Consider the following 14,061-nt stretch of genomic DNA (forward strand, 5'->3'; position numbering starts at 1 on the left):
CGGGCAGCAGGCGGCAAGTCGTGTCCGCTGCGATGCTCGATCCGGCATGACAAGACCCGGTGGCTGGCACGTGCCTTTTCCGCCAGACGAAATTTTGAGCAAGAAATCCGCCAGACCCTGCCGGTTTGCCTGCCCCCCGAGCCCCCTTCACAGAGAAATCGACTACAGCGGCGGCAGAAGGCCGGCGTAGCGACACCCCAGCCTTAACCAAGGCCCTAGGTCACAGTTGATTTATACAGCAACCCGAAGACATTAGGGGCATTAATATTGCTGGACGATCCATTTATGTTAAATTTTAGACATGCGTTTATTGCATTATTGACGATGACATTCAGTATCGGCGTGCCACAGGCAGACCAGCGCGATTGGATTGCTGCAGAAGCGATTTGCCTGGCGCGTCCCGTTCTGAGCGGCTCGCTGAGATTTGACATTGGGCATGCGCCGATCAGCAGGGCCAAGGCGCGACAGAGCGAGTGGCACCAAAACGTCGCGCCCCTCGCACGAGACCAAATCGAGGCCGAGGCCCGCACGTCTATCGCAGGGCTGGATGACGGAACCGTGGGCAGTTGTGTGGCTTAGGCAGCACCCAGCCAACAATCTAGATCTGGAGGGCGAAATGTTGCGCCGCATCGCCGTAGTCTGCATTTCCATTGCCGTGTCGGCCATCCACCCGACCAGCGCCTTGGAGCTAAGCGCCAAAGACCAGTGTGCAGCCCTTGCCGCCTATATTTGGGAGCCAGGCTTTCGCGAAACGGGGATCGCTTGGAACCAGATCGACGTGAAGGCGGCACTCCCAGCCTGCCTTGCCGCCGACCTGGAAACGCCGAACGATCCGCCAACACTGTACCGCCTCGGGCGAATCTATCTCCAGCAGCACGACTTCGACCGGGCTTTGCCGCTGCTTCTTGAATCGGCAGAGGCCGGATACGGACCAGCCCAGACGGCCTATGGCACAGCCTTCATCCAAGGCGAAATCGCGCCAGACTATGTTGTCGCCCTGCGCTGGCTCAAGCGGGCTGCTGCAAATGGACAACCAATGGCCAAGGCAAACCTGGCAACCCTGTATTTGGGGGACCATGGGCTGCCGCTGGACCTGGAGCGCTACACCACTCTCACTATGGAGGCGGCTCTTGCTGGCGTGGATCTTGCTCAATACCGAGCCGGCTGGTCGTACCAGGCGGGCTATGGCGTTGAACAGGATTTGGCGAAGGCGGAGCACTGGTATCGCCTCTCGGCAAGCCAGGGCTATGCCGTTGCGCAGCGCGAACTGGGCAGCTTGTTGAGCCGCGCAGCACAAGACCAATCAGATCATCAGGAAGCATTCCAGTTCATGAGCCTGGCGGCTGATCAAGGCGACAGCCCGGCAATTGTCCTAGTCGGCTGGTCCTACATGACCGGCCATGGCGTCGAGAAGGATATGCAGCGCGCCAGAGAGTATTTCGAGCGCGCCTATGCCCTCGGCGATGCACAGGGCGCACGCTATCTGGGCCATCTGCACGAGTTCGGAAAAGGCGTTCCAGTCGATCTCAGGCGGGCATTCGGTTACTACGTGCAAGCCGCCTGGCTGGGCAATGCAGATGCCCAATACAGGGTGGGCGTGTTTCTATCTTCAGGGCGCGGCAGCATACTGAAGGACGATGCTGCGGGACTCGCCTGGTTTCTTCGTGCTGCGTACGCCGGACACGTCGATGCCCAGGTAGCGGCCGGGCAGGTATATGACTACCGATTCCAGGACGATCCCGCGCCGCTCTACGATCCAGAGAAAGCCTTCTACTGGTACGACAGTGCTGCCAATTCTGGCAGCTTGAAAGCCGCACTCTGGCTGGCTCTCTACTATGGCAACAAGAACGACTTTGAGACCGCCAATGCCTATGTGACGTATGTACTGGAAAATGGCGATCAGGCGATGATCGACGACGCACAGGGCACCATGAACGCACTCGCTTTTCTAAAGCGGACCAACCAAATCCCGATGTAGGTGCCCACCAGAGCGCTGGCTAACTCGGCGGCATAGTAGCCGCGTCGTTGAAACGAGATGCGACCAGCTCACCAGAACACTGGCACCTGGCTAAGTCACACTATCACTTTTCGAAAACGCCTCCACCCGGCAGCTTCGAGCGCTGCGCGCACGCGTTAGGCCAGGTGCGGTGGGCATGCGGATTTGCCTTGGGTTCGGCCAGCCCCAACTCTGCCTCCCCCGTCTCCGGGGGAGGCAGAATCTGGTGTCTTCCCTCAGTCCGTCCCGCCCGAAATCGGCGCGACATAAGCCACGTCCAGATCCCAGGGGAAGAAGATCCAGGTGTCCTGGCTGACTTCGGTGATGAAGGTGTCAACCATCTCGCGGCCCTTGGGCTTGGCGTAGACCGTGGCGAAGTGGGCGCCGGGGAGCATGTCGCGGACGACGCGGGCGGTGGAGCCGGTGTCGACCAGATCGTCCACGATCAGCACCTTGGCGCCGTTCTTGGCCAGATCGAGCACGGACTGGCTGATCTCCTTGAGCACCTTGATGCCGCCCTGGTTCTGGTGGTCATAGCTCTTGACGGCCACGGTCTCGACGGTTCGGATATTGAGCTCACGCGCCACGATGGCGGCGGGGACGAGACCACCGCGGGCGATGGCCACCACGGCGTCGAACGGCCCCAGGCTTGCCAGCCGCCAGGCCAGCGCCCGGCTGTCACGGTGGAACTGGTCCCAGGTCACCGGGAACGACTTCTGGTTGGCTTCGCTCAAAACACTTCTCCTGCGCCGAGGCTACCCGCCCGGTTGAAATTGGAAGGCCGTTGTGTAGCAAAGCCCGCGCGCCGCGCCAATCAGTCTTGTGCAGGCGCGGCAACCCCGGCCTTGGCATGGGCGGCATCGACCATGGCGCGCACTTTCTCGGCGGCTTCGGCAAGGCGATCGGGATCGGCCGAGCGCAGCACCAGCTCGGTCATCACCCGGTCCTTGCCCATCTGCGGATAGCTGCCCATCTTGACGTCAGGATATTGCGCCTGCAGCTCACCCAGCGGCCCGCCTACGGTGCCCTCGCCCACTGCGGCGCAGACGGTCACCGACATCACCTTCTTGCCACCCTGCAGCGTGGGAGCAATGGCTTCGAGCATGGCCCGCATGATGATCGGCACGCCGGCCATCACATGCACATTGCCGATGCGGAAGCCGGGTGCCGCACTCACCGAATTGACGATGAGATCGGCACCCTCGGGAATGCGGGCCATGCGCAGCCGCGCTTCGTTGACCTCGGTGCCGGTCTGGCGCCAGCGGGCTTCGAGCATTTCGCGGGCCTGGGCATTGATCGGCAGGGCGACGCCAAAGGCCTTGGCCACCGCATCGGCGGTGATGTCATCATGCGTCGGCCCGATGCCGCCGGTGGTGAACACATAGGTGTAGCGCGCGCGCAGGGCGTTGACGGCGGCGACGATGTCGTCGGTCTCGTCGCTCACCACCCGCACTTCCTTGAGGTCGATGCCCAGGTCCGTGCAGAAATCCGCGGTGGCGCCGATATTGACGTCCTTGGTGCGGCCGGAGAGGATTTCGTCGCCGATCACGATCAGGGCGGCAGTGACGGACGGGGCGCTGGACATGTCGATGTTCCGTGGCTGAAGGGCCTAGAGAAGGGAGCATGAGACATGCCCCTGTGCGATAAGCGCGTCAAGCGCATCGCCTGCCCTTCCAATCGGGCGGCGACCGGCCTATTTTCCCCGGGATAACCGGAGTGACTGATGATTACCTTTGTCGAGGCCCCTGCCAAAGCGCGCCGTACCGCCGGCGTCATCCCGCTGCATGGCGAAGAGGGCTTTGCCGGCATGCGCAAGGCCGGCGCGCTGACCGCCCAGGCGCTCGATATCCTGACCGAATATGTCGAGCCGGGCGTGCCCACCATTACGCTCGACAAGATCGCCTATGAATTTGCCCGCGACAACGGCGCCGTGCCGGCGACGATCTTCTACAAGGGCTTCAAGCACTCGCTCTGCACCTCGATCAACCATGTGGTCTGCCACGGCATTCCTGATGATCGCGCGCTGCGCGAGGGCGATATAGTCAATATCGACCTGACCCTGGTGGTCGATGGCTGGCATGGCGATTCCAGCCGCATGTATCCGGTCGGCGAAATCTCCCGCAAGGCCGAGCGGCTGATCGAGGTGACCTATGCCAGCCTCGAAGCCGGTCTGGCCGCCGCCAAGCCGGGCAATACCACCGGCGACATCGGCGCCGCCATCCAGACCCTGGCCGAGGCCGAGCGCATGAGCGTGGTGCGCGACTTTGTCGGCCATGGCGTGGGCAAGCTTTTCCACGACGAGCCCAATATCCTGCATTTCGGCCGCCCCGGCACCGGCGTGCCGCTCAAGCCCGGCATGATCTTCACCATCGAGCCGATGATCAATCTGGGCCGGCCGGATGTGAAAATCCTCTCCGATGGCTGGACCGCGGTCACCCGCGACCGCACGCTCTCGGCGCAGTGCGAGCACTCCATCGCCATCACCGAGACCGGCTGCGAGATTTTCACCATCTCCCCGGGCGGCATCTTCAACCCCATGGCTCCCAAGGCGGACTGATGGCAAACCGGCCCGACGCATTCGACGAGGCCGGATTTACCCCCGCATCGGCGGAAGCCGATGACCATGCCGGACATCGCAAACGCGTGCGCGACCGCTTCCTCAAGGTCGGCGGCGATGCGCTGGAAGACTATGAGCTGCTCGAGCTGGCGCTGCAGCTGATCATCCCGCGCAAGGATACCAAGGCGCTGGCCAAGACCTTGCTGCGCGAGTTCGGGTCATTTTCGGGCGTGTTCAACGCCAGCCAGGCGCGGCTGAGCCAGATCAAGGGCCTGGGCGACACCACCATCGCCCATCTCAAGGTGATCCAGGCCGTGGCTGCCCGCTTCGGGCGCGACCGCATCGATTCCCAGCAGCCGATCCTGTCGTCGTGGAGCCAGTTGATCGAGTACTGCAACAGCCAGATGGCCTATCAGTCCATCGAGCAGTTCCGCATTCTCTTCCTCGACAAGAAAAACCGGTTGATTGCCGACGAGGTGCAGCAGACCGGCACGGTGGACCACACCCCGGTCTATCCCCGCGAGGTGATCCGGCGCACGCTGGAGCTGTCCGCCACGGCGCTGATCCTGGTGCACAACCACCCTTCGGGGGACCCTGCCCCCTCCTCCGCCGATGTGCGGATGACCCGCGAAATCGCCGACGTGGCCAAGCCGCTGGGCATAACCCTGCATGACCACATCATCATCGGCAAATCCAGCCACACATCGCTGCGGGCGCTCAAGCTGATCTGAGGTTTACTCGGCCGTCGCAGGGGGGGGCGTCGGCGTGCCGCCGCGGCGGGTCACGCGATCGATCAGCTGACGCAGCGAGCGGACGGCCGATTTCAGCTGCGGATTGGCCTTGATGCGCGCGCGCGTGCGCTGGAAGGCCTGGTGCGCCGCCACGATCACCTGCCCCTGCGGGGTCAAGCCGACATAGTGCTGGTGGAGCGGCAACTGCACATTGCACCAGTGCCGCTTCTCGTCGGTATAGCCGCTGCCCATGTCGAACACGCGGATACCCTGGTCGAACACGGTCTGCATGACGCGCAGAAGGCATTGCTTGCCGGGCGATCCGTTCTGGATGGCCGGATCATCGCTCATCGAGGAGATCAGGCAGAACATCCGGTCGCCATGGACGATGTTGTAGCGCACCGCGACAATGGCGCCGTCCAGCCGCAGCACATGCAGCCGCACATCGGCGCCCGAGCTGGCCCGCGCCAAATCCTGGTAGAAGTCGATCAGGCCGTCGAGCACGAAGGTGTCGCGGATGCCCATCGCCAGAAAGCGCGCCGAACGCTGCATGAACATGGTGGCAATCGCCGCCTCGGTATCCCCGCCGGCGCGGATCTCCTCAAAGCTGACCTCGCCCATGGCATTGAGCCGGTCGCCCTGCTGCCGGTCATGCTTGCGGCGCGACTTGTTGCGCTGCAGCCGGTCGCATTCTTCCCAGCTGGAATATTGCGAGCGATAGAGCGTCTCCACCGCCAGAGTGGTGCCCAGTTCGTCGAACACACCCTCATGCCCGCCGACCTCGGACGGCATGGAGCGCAGATAGACCACGTCGCCACCGCTGAGCGCGCCCGTCATGGCCGACCACAGCGCACGGCGACCATCGGGCCCCAGCGCCGCCAGGCGCGCATAATCGGCCACCGGCGCATAGCAGCCGGCATGAGCCCCGGGGAACCAGGTGAATATGGGCAGGCCATAAACGCGCTTGCGATGCAGCGGCAGCAGCGCCACCGGCACGTCATCGACCATGCCCACCACATAGCGCTGCTGGCTGCCGGGCACCTTGCGGTCCCGCACCCAGGCGGCAATGAAATCATAGCTTTGACCGGGAGACTCGATGGCACCGGCGGTCAATGTGCGCCAGACGGCCTCGACATCGGCAATATTGTCGCGCACCTGGACCACAATGCGCAGCGCCGCGGCGGGGTGTGCCGTCAGGGCCTGGGCATCCCGGCTTTCATCGGGACGTTTGTGGTTCAGTGCAATCTGCATGGTTTCCTCGGTCGCAGGCACTATGACCCCGACCTGTAAACCAGACCTGAACACGACAATGTGACAAGATTTGCTTTGCCCACAAGGGTTAAGCGCGTCTTACCGACCTAGCCGAAATTGGCCAGCGCCGGAAAGGTCTCAAGGAACCAGTAGGATAGCCGGGTGAAGTTGCCAGTGAGGAACAGCAGGCCCGTAATCACCAGCAGCACACCCATCACCCGTTCGACCGTATGGAGGTGTTTCTTGAAGCCCTGGAAGAACGCCAGGAACGGGCCGATGGCGATACCCGCCAGGAAGAACGGCACGCCCAGCCCCAGCGAATAGAGCCCCAGCAGGCCGGCGCCTTCCCAGGCGGTACCCTTGCTGGCCGCCACGGACAGAACCGCTGCCAGCACCGGGCCTATGCAGGGCGTCCAGCCGATGGCAAAGGCCAGGCCGAGCAGGAACCCACCCAGCGGGCCGCTGGCGACCCCCGGCCCCTGATGGCGAATCTGCCGGTCGAGCAGGGCAATGCGATAGACGCCGATGAAGTGGAGCCCCATGGCGATGATCAGCAGACCCGCAATCGGGGTCAGGATCGGCAGCGCCTGCCGGAATGCCTGGCCAAATGCCGTCGCCGTCGCGCCGAGCGCCACGAACACCACGGTGAAGCCCAGGATGAAGAACAGCGAAGTAAAGGCGACTCGGCGCTGCAAGGCCCCGGCTGTCGTGCCCTCCTCGCGCAACTGGTCAAAGCTCGCGCCGCTCATATAGGTGAGGTAGGGCGGCACCAACGGCAGCACGCAGGGACTGAGGAAGCTCAGCACGCCTGCGCCGAACACCAGTGGCAGTGAGAATTCCAAACCCGTACGCTCCCGTTGCCGGGCTGTTCTAGCGCACAATCCCTGCAAAGCAATGCGACCGAACGCCTATCGCAGATTTGTGAGGTCCGAGGCCCTCCGTCAGCCCCGCGCGTCGACGCGCACGAGACCCCGCAACCGCGCCCAGCCCGACTGGCCCAAATGGGCGATCTGCATCAACATGCCCGGCGCCGGGTCCTGGTAGCGAGCCATCATGCGCTCGGCCACGACGTAGCCCTCGCGCACGATCTCGCGGATGAACCGCCGTTCTTCGAGTGTCACGCCGATCGATGGGACGCGCATGCCAACCTCCGCAATGGTTGACAAAGTGTTAACGCATCGGGTGACTGATGTCCCGCCTCACCTGCCCCTATGGTTTATGCCACAGGGGAATCTTGGTCATTCACCCTGGCAAGCGCCCTTGCCCTGGGGCCCCGTCCCGCCCTATAGCAGCCATACCCCTCCCGGCTGAGGTGCCAGTCCATGACGTCCCGTCCCATCCGCATTGCCCCCTCGATCCTGTCGGCCGATTTCGCGCGCCTGGGCGCCGAGGTCGAGGCCATCGTTCAGGGCGGCGCCGACTATATCCATGTCGACATCATGGATGGCCACTTCGTGCCCAACATCACCTTTGGCGCCCAGGTCATGGCCTCGGTGCGCAAGCTGACCACCCTGCCCTTTGACGTGCATCTGATGATCGCCCCCGCCGATCCCTATATCCCCGGCTTTGCCAAGGCGGGCGCCGACATCATCACCGTTCATGCCGAGGCCGGCCCGCATCTGCACCGCTCGCTCCAGCTCATCAAGGCCGAGGGCAAGAAGGCCGGCGTCGCCATCAACCCGGCCACGCCCATCTCTGTGCTCGAACACGTCATCGCCGATGTCGATCTGGTGCTGGTCATGTCGGTCAATCCCGGCTTTGGCGGCCAGAGCTTCATCCCCGAGAGTCTGAACAAGCTGCGCCAGGCCCATGCGCTGATCGGCAACCGCCCCATCGACCTCGAAGTCGATGGCGGCATCACGCCCGACAATGCCCGCGCCGTTGCTGACGCGGGCGCCAATGTGTTTGTCGCCGGCTCCTCCGTCTATGGCGGCAATGATCCGACTACCTATGCTCCCCGCATCGCCGCTATCCGCGCCGCCGCTACCAGCCGCACCGCCTGAATCACCTTCTGAACCGGAAAGCCTAACCCCATGATCCCGCGCTACTCCCGCCCCGAAATGGTCTCCATCTGGTCGGCCGAGACCCGGTTCGCCATCTGGTTCGAGATCGAGGCGCATGCCACCACCAAGCTGGCCGAACTGGGCGTGGTGCCCAAGGAATCAGCGCAGAACATCTGGGACGTCATGAATGCCCGCAAGGCTGAGCATGGCGACTATGGCTTTGACGTCGCCCGCATCGACGAGATCGAGCGCACCACCAAGCATGACGTCATCGCCTTTTTGACCCACCTTAGCGAAATCGTCGGCCCCGACGCCCGCTTCGTGCACCAGGGCATGACGTCTTCGGATATTCTGGACACCACGCTCTCGGTGCAGCTTGCCCGCGCCGCGGACCTGCTGATTGCCGATTGCGATGCCCTGCTCGCCGCGCTCAAGCGCCGCGCCTATGAGCACAAGGACACCATCACCATCGGCCGCAGCCACGGCATCCATGCCGAGCCCACCACCTTTGGCGTCAAGCTGGCCGAAGCCTATGCCGAGTTCAGCCGCAACCGCGCGCGCCTTGTCGCCGCCCGCGCCGAGATCGCCACCGCCGCCATTTCCGGCGCCATTGGCTCGTTCGCCAATATCGACCCGCAGGTCGAGGAATATGTCGCCGAAAAGCTGGGCCTGGCCATCGAGCCCGTCTCCACCCAGGTGATTCCCAGGGATCGCCACGCCATGTTTTTTGCGACGCTGGGCGTTGTCGCCAGCTCCATCGAACGCGTTGCCATCGAGATCCGCCATCTGCAGCGCACCGAAGTGCTCGAAGCCGAGGAATTCTTCTCCCCCGGCCAGAAGGGCAGCTCGGCCATGCCGCACAAGCGCAACCCGGTGCTGACCGAAAACCTCACGGGCCTCGCCCGCCTCGTGCGCGGCATGGTGACCCCGGCGCTGGAAAACGTCGCCCTCTGGCACGAACGCGACATCTCGCACTCCTCGGTCGAACGCATGATCGGGCCCGACGCCACCGTCACCCTCGATTTCGCTCTCGCCCGCCTCACCGGCGTCATCGACAAGCTTGTGGTCTATCCCGAGAACATGCGCAAAAACCTCGATCTGCTCGGCGGCCTGCACAATTCCCAGCGCGTGCTGCTGGCCCTCACCCAGGCCGGCTATTCCCGCGAGGACAGCTATGCGGCCGTGCAGCGCAATGCCATGAAGGTCTGGGCCATGCAGGGTGACCGCGCCGGCCAGTTCGCGCGCAACCTCAAGGAAGACCCGCAAGTGACTCTGAGCGATGCGCAAATCGACGACATGTTCGATGACGCCTATCACCTCAAGCATGTCGACACGATCTTCCGCCGGGTGTTCGGCGCCTAGAGCATGATCACCTACGCCCGCGAAGACGGCCTCACCGCTGCCGACTACATTGCCTGCGTGGGCGCAACCTCTCTTGGCCAGGGCCGCCCCCTGGCCAATACCGACCGCATCCAGGCCATGCTCGACAATGCCGACCTGGTCGTCACTGCCCGCGACGCGGACGGCAGCCTGCTGGGCCTCTTCCGCGCCGTGACCGACTGGCACTGGGTCTGTTATTGTATCGACCTGGCGGTCGTTGAGGGGCATCAGGGCAAGCACATCGGCCAAACCCTGCTCGACACGGCCGCCGCGCTCTTGGGGCCCAAGGTCAGCATCGTGCTGCTGTCCAAGCCGAACGCCGAGGGCTTTTATCGCCACATTGGCATGGTGGAGCCCATGGCTGCCTTCATGCGTCCAAGGACCGATCGTTCATGAAGCTCGCTGACGCCGATATCCTCATCCTGCCCGGCCTGGGCAATTCCGGCCCCGGCCATTGGCAGGTCCGCTGGGCCGAGCGCATGAGCACGGCCGCCATTGTCGAACAGGCCGATTGGGACGAACCCGACCCGGACGACTGGACCGACACCATCGTCAAGGCGGTGGAACTGGCCGAGCGCCCCGTGGTGCTGGTCGCCCATTCGCTGGCCTGTATCGCCCTGGTGCAGGCGGCGCCGCGCTTTGCCGAGGGCAAGGTGAAAGGGGCGCTGCTGGTCTCCCCGCCGGACATCGAAGGCAATCCAGATGTCCCTGCCGAGGCCAAGGCCTTCGGCAATGTGCCACGCGATCCGCTGCCCTTTCCGTCCCTCTTGGTCGTCTCGGACACCGATCCCTATTGCGGGCTGGAAAGCGCGGCCGATTTTGCCGGTGCCTGGGGCTCCGACTTCCATCAGGCAGGCGATGCCGGCCATATAAACGTGGCCTCTGGCCACGGCCCCTGGCCCGAGGGCCTGCTGATGTTCACCCGGCTGATGCAGCGGCTGTGATGGACGGCTATACCATTGAGGCAGGCGCACCGGCGCTCGATGACTATCTGCGCCTGCGCATCGCCGCGGGCCTCAGCCCCAAGACCGTCGAACAGGCCGCCCCCGGCCTGCCCAACACCTGGCATGGCGTCACGGTAATGTATGAGGGGCGGGCCATCGGCATGGGCCGGATCATCGGCGACGGCGGCACGGCCTTCCAGATCGTCGATATTGCGCTGGAACCCGCCCACCACGGCAAGGGCCTGGGCAAGGCCATCATGGCGGCGCTGATGGATCATCTGAATGAGCATGCGCCCGCGGGCGCCTATGTGAGCCTGATCGCCGATGGCGATGCGCGCCACCTCTATGCCAAATATGGCTTTGAACCGGTGATGCCGGCCTCGATCGGCATGGCGATGCGGGTGACGCGTCCGACCTGAATCTTCCCTGCGCCGCCCCCTGGCGGCCCGATGTTCCATCCCTCGCCAGACCGCTGCCACCAGGCCGCCACACCGGGCCAGATCGTGGCCGATTTGCGATGGATTGGCTTACATCTGGGGCCTGCCGGCATACATTTAAGTAAGTTGAGATGGCGGCGGCGCGGGCCTAATCCTCTCCTCGCTGGTTTGGAAACGCCGGCAGGACACACAAGCACCTGCGACGCGACGGAGCCTGAAAACCGGCACAAGACGGGCGCTACGCCCAATCGTCTAGTGGACTTTCATCATGCGCAAACTTGTTGCATCCGCCCTCGTAACCCTGCTCGTTGCTGCCCCCGTCGGCGCCTTTGCGGCGTCCACCACACCGGCTGCCGCCGTCAAGCCGGCCGCGACCGCTTCAGCACAGATGTCGGCGTCCGGCGTGGTCAAGGCGTTCGACGCCAAGACCCACATGCTGACCCTGGCCGACGGCAAGGTCTACACCCTCCCCGCCACCTTCAAGGATCCCGGCATCAAGGTCGGCTCCAAGGTGACTGTGCAGTGGCAGCAGAATGGCACCAAGCTCGACGCGACGAGCGTCACGCTGGGCTGACCCTCAGCAAAAAGGGGAGCCGGCGCACCGCGCCGGCTCCCTCCTCAATTGGCTTGGCGCAGCCGAACACCCGGCTCTGCGTCCGCCGGCTAGAGTTCCCAGCCAAGTCGACGGTCGACCGACCAGGCGCCACCGCCAAAGGCGGCAAAGATACCCACGGCACCGGTCCAGAACAGCGAGGCAAAGATCGCCTTGTCCTGCACCTGGGCGAGGAAGCCGGTGCCACCATCGGCCAGCCGGCGCAGCGCATCAGCGGTGAAGTACTGGGCACCCTCGGGCGATGCGAGCAGGGCCATGCCCGCCTCGGTCAGAAAGCTCGGGCCATAGGGGTGGGTGTAGTGAAACCACAGGGTGACGCCGAGCATCACCGTATTGGCCAGGGCCCACGGCCGGGTCAGCAGGCCCGCCATGATGCATAGCCCGCCCACCAGATTGACCAGCGCCAGGAGCGGCGACCAGAACCATCCCGGATAAAAGCTGAGGCTTTCGACAAACCCGGCCATGGCCATGGGATTGCCCATCTTTACCCAGCCCTCATAGGCCAGCACGGCGCCCACGGCCAGGCGCAGCGCGACCCAGGCAAAGGGTTGGGCAAAGCGGCCATAGAAGGTGCCGAGCACAGGGATGCCCAGCCGCGTCGTCGGCCTGCGTGTGTCTGCACTAGTGTAGTCAGTCATGCTGCTCATGAGAGGTCTCCTTGCTGCCCCTCAGTCTGCACGACCCAAGCGCCCAGACCTTGCGCTGGGTCAAACAACTGACAATAAACAAAATATTCAGCCGGATCGGACGACTGCAGCGGCCAAAGCCGACGAAAAAAGGGAGCGGGCCAGGCCCGCTCCCTCCAAATTCTGGCAATGTCCGAGGCTCAGCCTTCGTTGGCGATCTGCTCGTTGGCGACCAGCTTGAGCTGCGCCATCTTGGTGCGAATCACATCGTCGCCAATGCTCAGCCCCTTGGCCTTGAGGTCGCCCGAAACCTTGCGGAACACGTCCTCGTCGCCGGCTTCCTCGAAATCGGCTGCCACCACATCGGCGGCATAGGCCTTGGCCTCGTCGCCCGACAGGCTCATCAGCTCTGCGGCCCAGATGCCCAGCAGCTTGTTGCGGCGGGCTTCCGCCTTGAACCGGGTCTCAGCGTCAAAGGCAAACTTGGCCTCTTGCCCCTTCTGGCGATCTTCAAACTGGCTCATGCAACTCTCCCGCTTGGCTCTGCGCGGCCGCCTCTGCGGCGCTTGCCCACCGACATAGGCGGTTCAGTTGGCCAAATCAACGGGCTCCCGCGCGATGCGACCTTATGCTCGCCTGTGGAAATGCCGCGCCAATGATCCCCAGCCCAGATGCGAAAGCGCTTGCCTTTTTGCATGGTTCTGGCGCATGAAGCGGCCAAATTCCTCACCCCCAACGTTCCGGATTTGCAATGAACCGTCGACGCAAAATCTACGAGGGCAAGGCCAAGATCTTGTTCGAAGGTCCTGAGCCCGGCACTCTGGTTCAGTATTTCAAGGACGACACCACCGCCGGCGACGGCGCCCGTCATGAAATCATCGACGGCAAGGGCGTGCTGAACAACCGGATTTCCGAGTTCGTGTTCACCAAGCTGAACGGCCTGGGCATCCCGACTCACTTCATCCGCCGCATGAACATGCGCGAGCAGCTGATCAAGGAAGTCGAGATCATCCCGCTCGAGATCATCGTGCGCAATTTCGCCGCTGGCTCGCTGGTCAAGCGCCTGGGCCTCGAACCCGGCACCCAGCTGCCCCGCTCGATCATCGAATTCTGCTACAAGGACGATGCGCTGCATGACCCCATGGTCAGCGAAGAGCACATCACCGCCTTTGGCTGGGCCACCCCGGCCGAGCTGGACGACATCATGAGCCTGGCCATCCGGGTCAATGATTTCCTCACCGGCCTGTTCATGGGCGTGGGCATCCAGCTGGTCGACTTCAAGATCGAATGCGGGCGCCTGTACGAAGGCGATCTGATGCGCATCGTGCTGGCCGACGAGATCAGCCCCGACAGCTGCCGCCTGTGGGACGTCAAGACCCGCAACAAGATGGACAAGGATCGCTTCCGCGAAAACCTTGGCGGCCTGATCGAGAACTACCGCGAAGTCGCCCAGCGCCTGGGTATCCTGGTGGAAACCGAAAACGCGCTGACCACTGGTCCGCGCCTGGTTCAGTAGTCCTTCG

17 protein-coding genes are annotated in these 14,061 nt (G+C 63.7%); 10 read left to right on the top strand and 7 right to left on the bottom strand.

The features are described 5' to 3' along the window. Positions 1 to 616 precede the first annotated feature (616 nt). Entirely contained in the window at positions 617 to 1,978 is a 1,362-nt protein-coding gene (locus K1177_RS08175; protein WP_224702786.1) for a tetratricopeptide repeat protein, read from the top strand. A 254-nt stretch (positions 1,979 to 2,232) separates the two neighbouring features. Here K1177_RS08175 and gpt read toward each other — a convergent pair whose 3' ends face one another. Together gpt and K1177_RS08185 are read right to left on the bottom strand one after the other, a co-directional pair. Beyond that, on the bottom strand, positions 2,233 to 2,730 hold the full coding sequence (gene gpt / locus K1177_RS08180; protein WP_224702787.1) for a xanthine phosphoribosyltransferase: 498 nt from the start codon (positions 2,728 to 2,730) through the stop codon (positions 2,233 to 2,235). Between the two features lie 80 nt (positions 2,731 to 2,810). After that, positions 2,811 to 3,581 carry a competence/damage-inducible protein A gene (locus tag K1177_RS08185; RefSeq protein ID WP_224702788.1) on the bottom strand — a complete coding sequence of 257 codons (771 nt, stop codon included), beginning with the start codon at positions 3,579 to 3,581 and terminating at the stop codon, positions 2,811 to 2,813. Positions 3,582 to 3,719: 138 nt separating this feature from the next. On the opposite strand from K1177_RS08185, the gene map reads away from it, so the two are divergent. After that, entirely contained in the window at positions 3,720 to 4,553 is an 834-nt protein-coding gene (gene map, locus K1177_RS08190; protein ID WP_224702789.1) for a type I methionyl aminopeptidase, read from the top strand. Next, positions 4,553 to 5,284, top strand: a complete 732-nt coding sequence (radC, locus tag K1177_RS08195) for a RadC family protein (RefSeq protein ID WP_224702790.1) — start codon at positions 4,553 to 4,555, stop codon at positions 5,282 to 5,284. Before map ends, radC begins: the two co-directional genes overlap by 1 nt. A gap of 3 nt (positions 5,285 to 5,287) precedes the next feature. Here the strand turns inward: radC and K1177_RS08200 are convergent, their stop codons facing one another. The 3 genes from K1177_RS08200 to K1177_RS08210 all read right to left on the bottom strand — a co-directional run bounded on the left by K1177_RS08200 (position 5,288) and on the right by K1177_RS08210 (position 7,677). After that, positions 5,288 to 6,535, bottom strand: a complete 1,248-nt coding sequence (locus K1177_RS08200; protein ID WP_224702791.1) for a GNAT family N-acetyltransferase — start codon at positions 6,533 to 6,535, stop codon at positions 5,288 to 5,290. A 107-nt stretch (positions 6,536 to 6,642) separates the two neighbouring features. After that, entirely contained in the window at positions 6,643 to 7,377 is a 735-nt protein-coding gene (locus K1177_RS08205) for a cytochrome c biogenesis CcdA family protein (protein ID WP_224702792.1), read from the bottom strand. Between the two features lie 99 nt (positions 7,378 to 7,476). Further along, positions 7,477 to 7,677 (bottom strand): hypothetical protein, encoded by a 201-nt coding sequence (locus K1177_RS08210; protein ID WP_224702793.1) that lies wholly within the window; start codon positions 7,675 to 7,677, stop codon positions 7,477 to 7,479. 180 nt (positions 7,678 to 7,857) lie between these two features. On the opposite strand from K1177_RS08210, the gene rpe reads away from it, so the two are divergent. The 6 genes from rpe to K1177_RS08240 all read left to right on the top strand — a co-directional run bounded on the left by rpe (position 7,858) and on the right by K1177_RS08240 (position 11,873). Beyond that, entirely contained in the window at positions 7,858 to 8,538 is a 681-nt protein-coding gene (gene rpe, locus K1177_RS08215) for a ribulose-phosphate 3-epimerase (RefSeq protein WP_224702794.1), read from the top strand. Positions 8,539 to 8,568: 30 nt separating this feature from the next. After that, positions 8,569 to 9,900 (top strand): adenylosuccinate lyase, encoded by a 1,332-nt coding sequence (gene purB, locus K1177_RS08220; protein ID WP_224702795.1) that lies wholly within the window; start codon positions 8,569 to 8,571, stop codon positions 9,898 to 9,900. Positions 9,901 to 9,903: 3 nt separating this feature from the next. Continuing rightward, complete coding sequence (locus tag K1177_RS08225; RefSeq protein WP_224702796.1) at positions 9,904 to 10,314, top strand: GNAT family N-acetyltransferase; 411 nt, start codon at positions 9,904 to 9,906, stop codon at positions 10,312 to 10,314. Next, entirely contained in the window at positions 10,311 to 10,862 is a 552-nt protein-coding gene (locus K1177_RS08230; RefSeq protein ID WP_224702797.1) for an RBBP9/YdeN family alpha/beta hydrolase, read from the top strand. Before K1177_RS08225 ends, K1177_RS08230 begins: the two co-directional genes overlap by 4 nt. Next, positions 10,862 to 11,281 (top strand): GNAT family N-acetyltransferase, encoded by a 420-nt coding sequence (locus tag K1177_RS08235; RefSeq protein WP_224702798.1) that lies wholly within the window; start codon positions 10,862 to 10,864, stop codon positions 11,279 to 11,281. Before K1177_RS08230 ends, K1177_RS08235 begins: the two co-directional genes overlap by 1 nt. Before the next feature lie 286 nt (positions 11,282 to 11,567). Continuing rightward, positions 11,568 to 11,873, top strand: a complete 306-nt coding sequence (locus tag K1177_RS08240; protein WP_224702799.1) for a DUF1344 domain-containing protein — start codon at positions 11,568 to 11,570, stop codon at positions 11,871 to 11,873. An 89-nt stretch (positions 11,874 to 11,962) separates the two neighbouring features. Here the strand turns inward: K1177_RS08240 and K1177_RS08245 are convergent, their stop codons facing one another. Both K1177_RS08245 and K1177_RS08250 read right to left on the bottom strand, forming a co-directional pair. Further along, positions 11,963 to 12,559, bottom strand: a complete 597-nt coding sequence (locus K1177_RS08245; protein ID WP_224702800.1) for a DoxX family protein — start codon at positions 12,557 to 12,559, stop codon at positions 11,963 to 11,965. A 179-nt stretch (positions 12,560 to 12,738) separates the two neighbouring features. Continuing rightward, on the bottom strand, positions 12,739 to 13,062 hold the full coding sequence (locus K1177_RS08250) for a DUF1476 domain-containing protein (protein WP_224702801.1): 324 nt from the start codon (positions 13,060 to 13,062) through the stop codon (positions 12,739 to 12,741). A gap of 227 nt (positions 13,063 to 13,289) precedes the next feature. Between K1177_RS08250 and purC the strand changes: the two genes are divergently transcribed. After that, positions 13,290 to 14,054 (top strand): phosphoribosylaminoimidazolesuccinocarboxamide synthase, encoded by a 765-nt coding sequence (gene purC / locus K1177_RS08255; protein WP_224702802.1) that lies wholly within the window; start codon positions 13,290 to 13,292, stop codon positions 14,052 to 14,054. Positions 14,055 to 14,061: the final 7 nt, after the last annotated feature.

This window comes from Devosia aquimaris, from assembly GCF_020169335.1.
GTDB classification, from domain to species: Bacteria; Pseudomonadota; Alphaproteobacteria; order Rhizobiales; family Devosiaceae; genus Devosia; species Devosia aquimaris.

Coding starts and splice junctions, on each gene's coding strand:
- K1177_RS08245 (WP_224702800.1), bottom strand. CDS start 12,559: ATGAGCAGCATGACTGACTACACTAGTGCAGACACACGCAGGCCGACG.
- K1177_RS08250 (WP_224702801.1), bottom strand. CDS start 13,062: ATGAGCCAGTTTGAAGATCGCCAGAAGGGGCAAGAGGCCAAGTTTGCC.
- K1177_RS08185 (WP_224702788.1), bottom strand. CDS start 3,581: ATGTCCAGCGCCCCGTCCGTCACTGCCGCCCTGATCGTGATCGGCGAC.
- K1177_RS08210 (WP_224702793.1), bottom strand. CDS start 7,677: ATGCGCGTCCCATCGATCGGCGTGACACTCGAAGAACGGCGGTTCATC.
- K1177_RS08175 (WP_224702786.1), top strand. CDS start 617: ATGTTGCGCCGCATCGCCGTAGTCTGCATTTCCATTGCCGTGTCGGCC.
- rpe (WP_224702794.1), top strand. CDS start 7,858: ATGACGTCCCGTCCCATCCGCATTGCCCCCTCGATCCTGTCGGCCGAT.
- purB (WP_224702795.1), top strand. CDS start 8,569: ATGATCCCGCGCTACTCCCGCCCCGAAATGGTCTCCATCTGGTCGGCC.
- K1177_RS08235 (WP_224702798.1), top strand. CDS start 10,862: ATGGACGGCTATACCATTGAGGCAGGCGCACCGGCGCTCGATGACTAT.
- K1177_RS08240 (WP_224702799.1), top strand. CDS start 11,568: ATGCGCAAACTTGTTGCATCCGCCCTCGTAACCCTGCTCGTTGCTGCC.
- map (WP_224702789.1), top strand. CDS start 3,720: ATGATTACCTTTGTCGAGGCCCCTGCCAAAGCGCGCCGTACCGCCGGC.
- K1177_RS08230 (WP_224702797.1), top strand. CDS start 10,311: ATGAAGCTCGCTGACGCCGATATCCTCATCCTGCCCGGCCTGGGCAAT.
- K1177_RS08200 (WP_224702791.1), bottom strand. CDS start 6,535: ATGCAGATTGCACTGAACCACAAACGTCCCGATGAAAGCCGGGATGCC.
- purC (WP_224702802.1), top strand. CDS start 13,290: ATGAACCGTCGACGCAAAATCTACGAGGGCAAGGCCAAGATCTTGTTC.
- K1177_RS08225 (WP_224702796.1), top strand. CDS start 9,904: ATGATCACCTACGCCCGCGAAGACGGCCTCACCGCTGCCGACTACATT.
- radC (WP_224702790.1), top strand. CDS start 4,553: ATGGCAAACCGGCCCGACGCATTCGACGAGGCCGGATTTACCCCCGCA.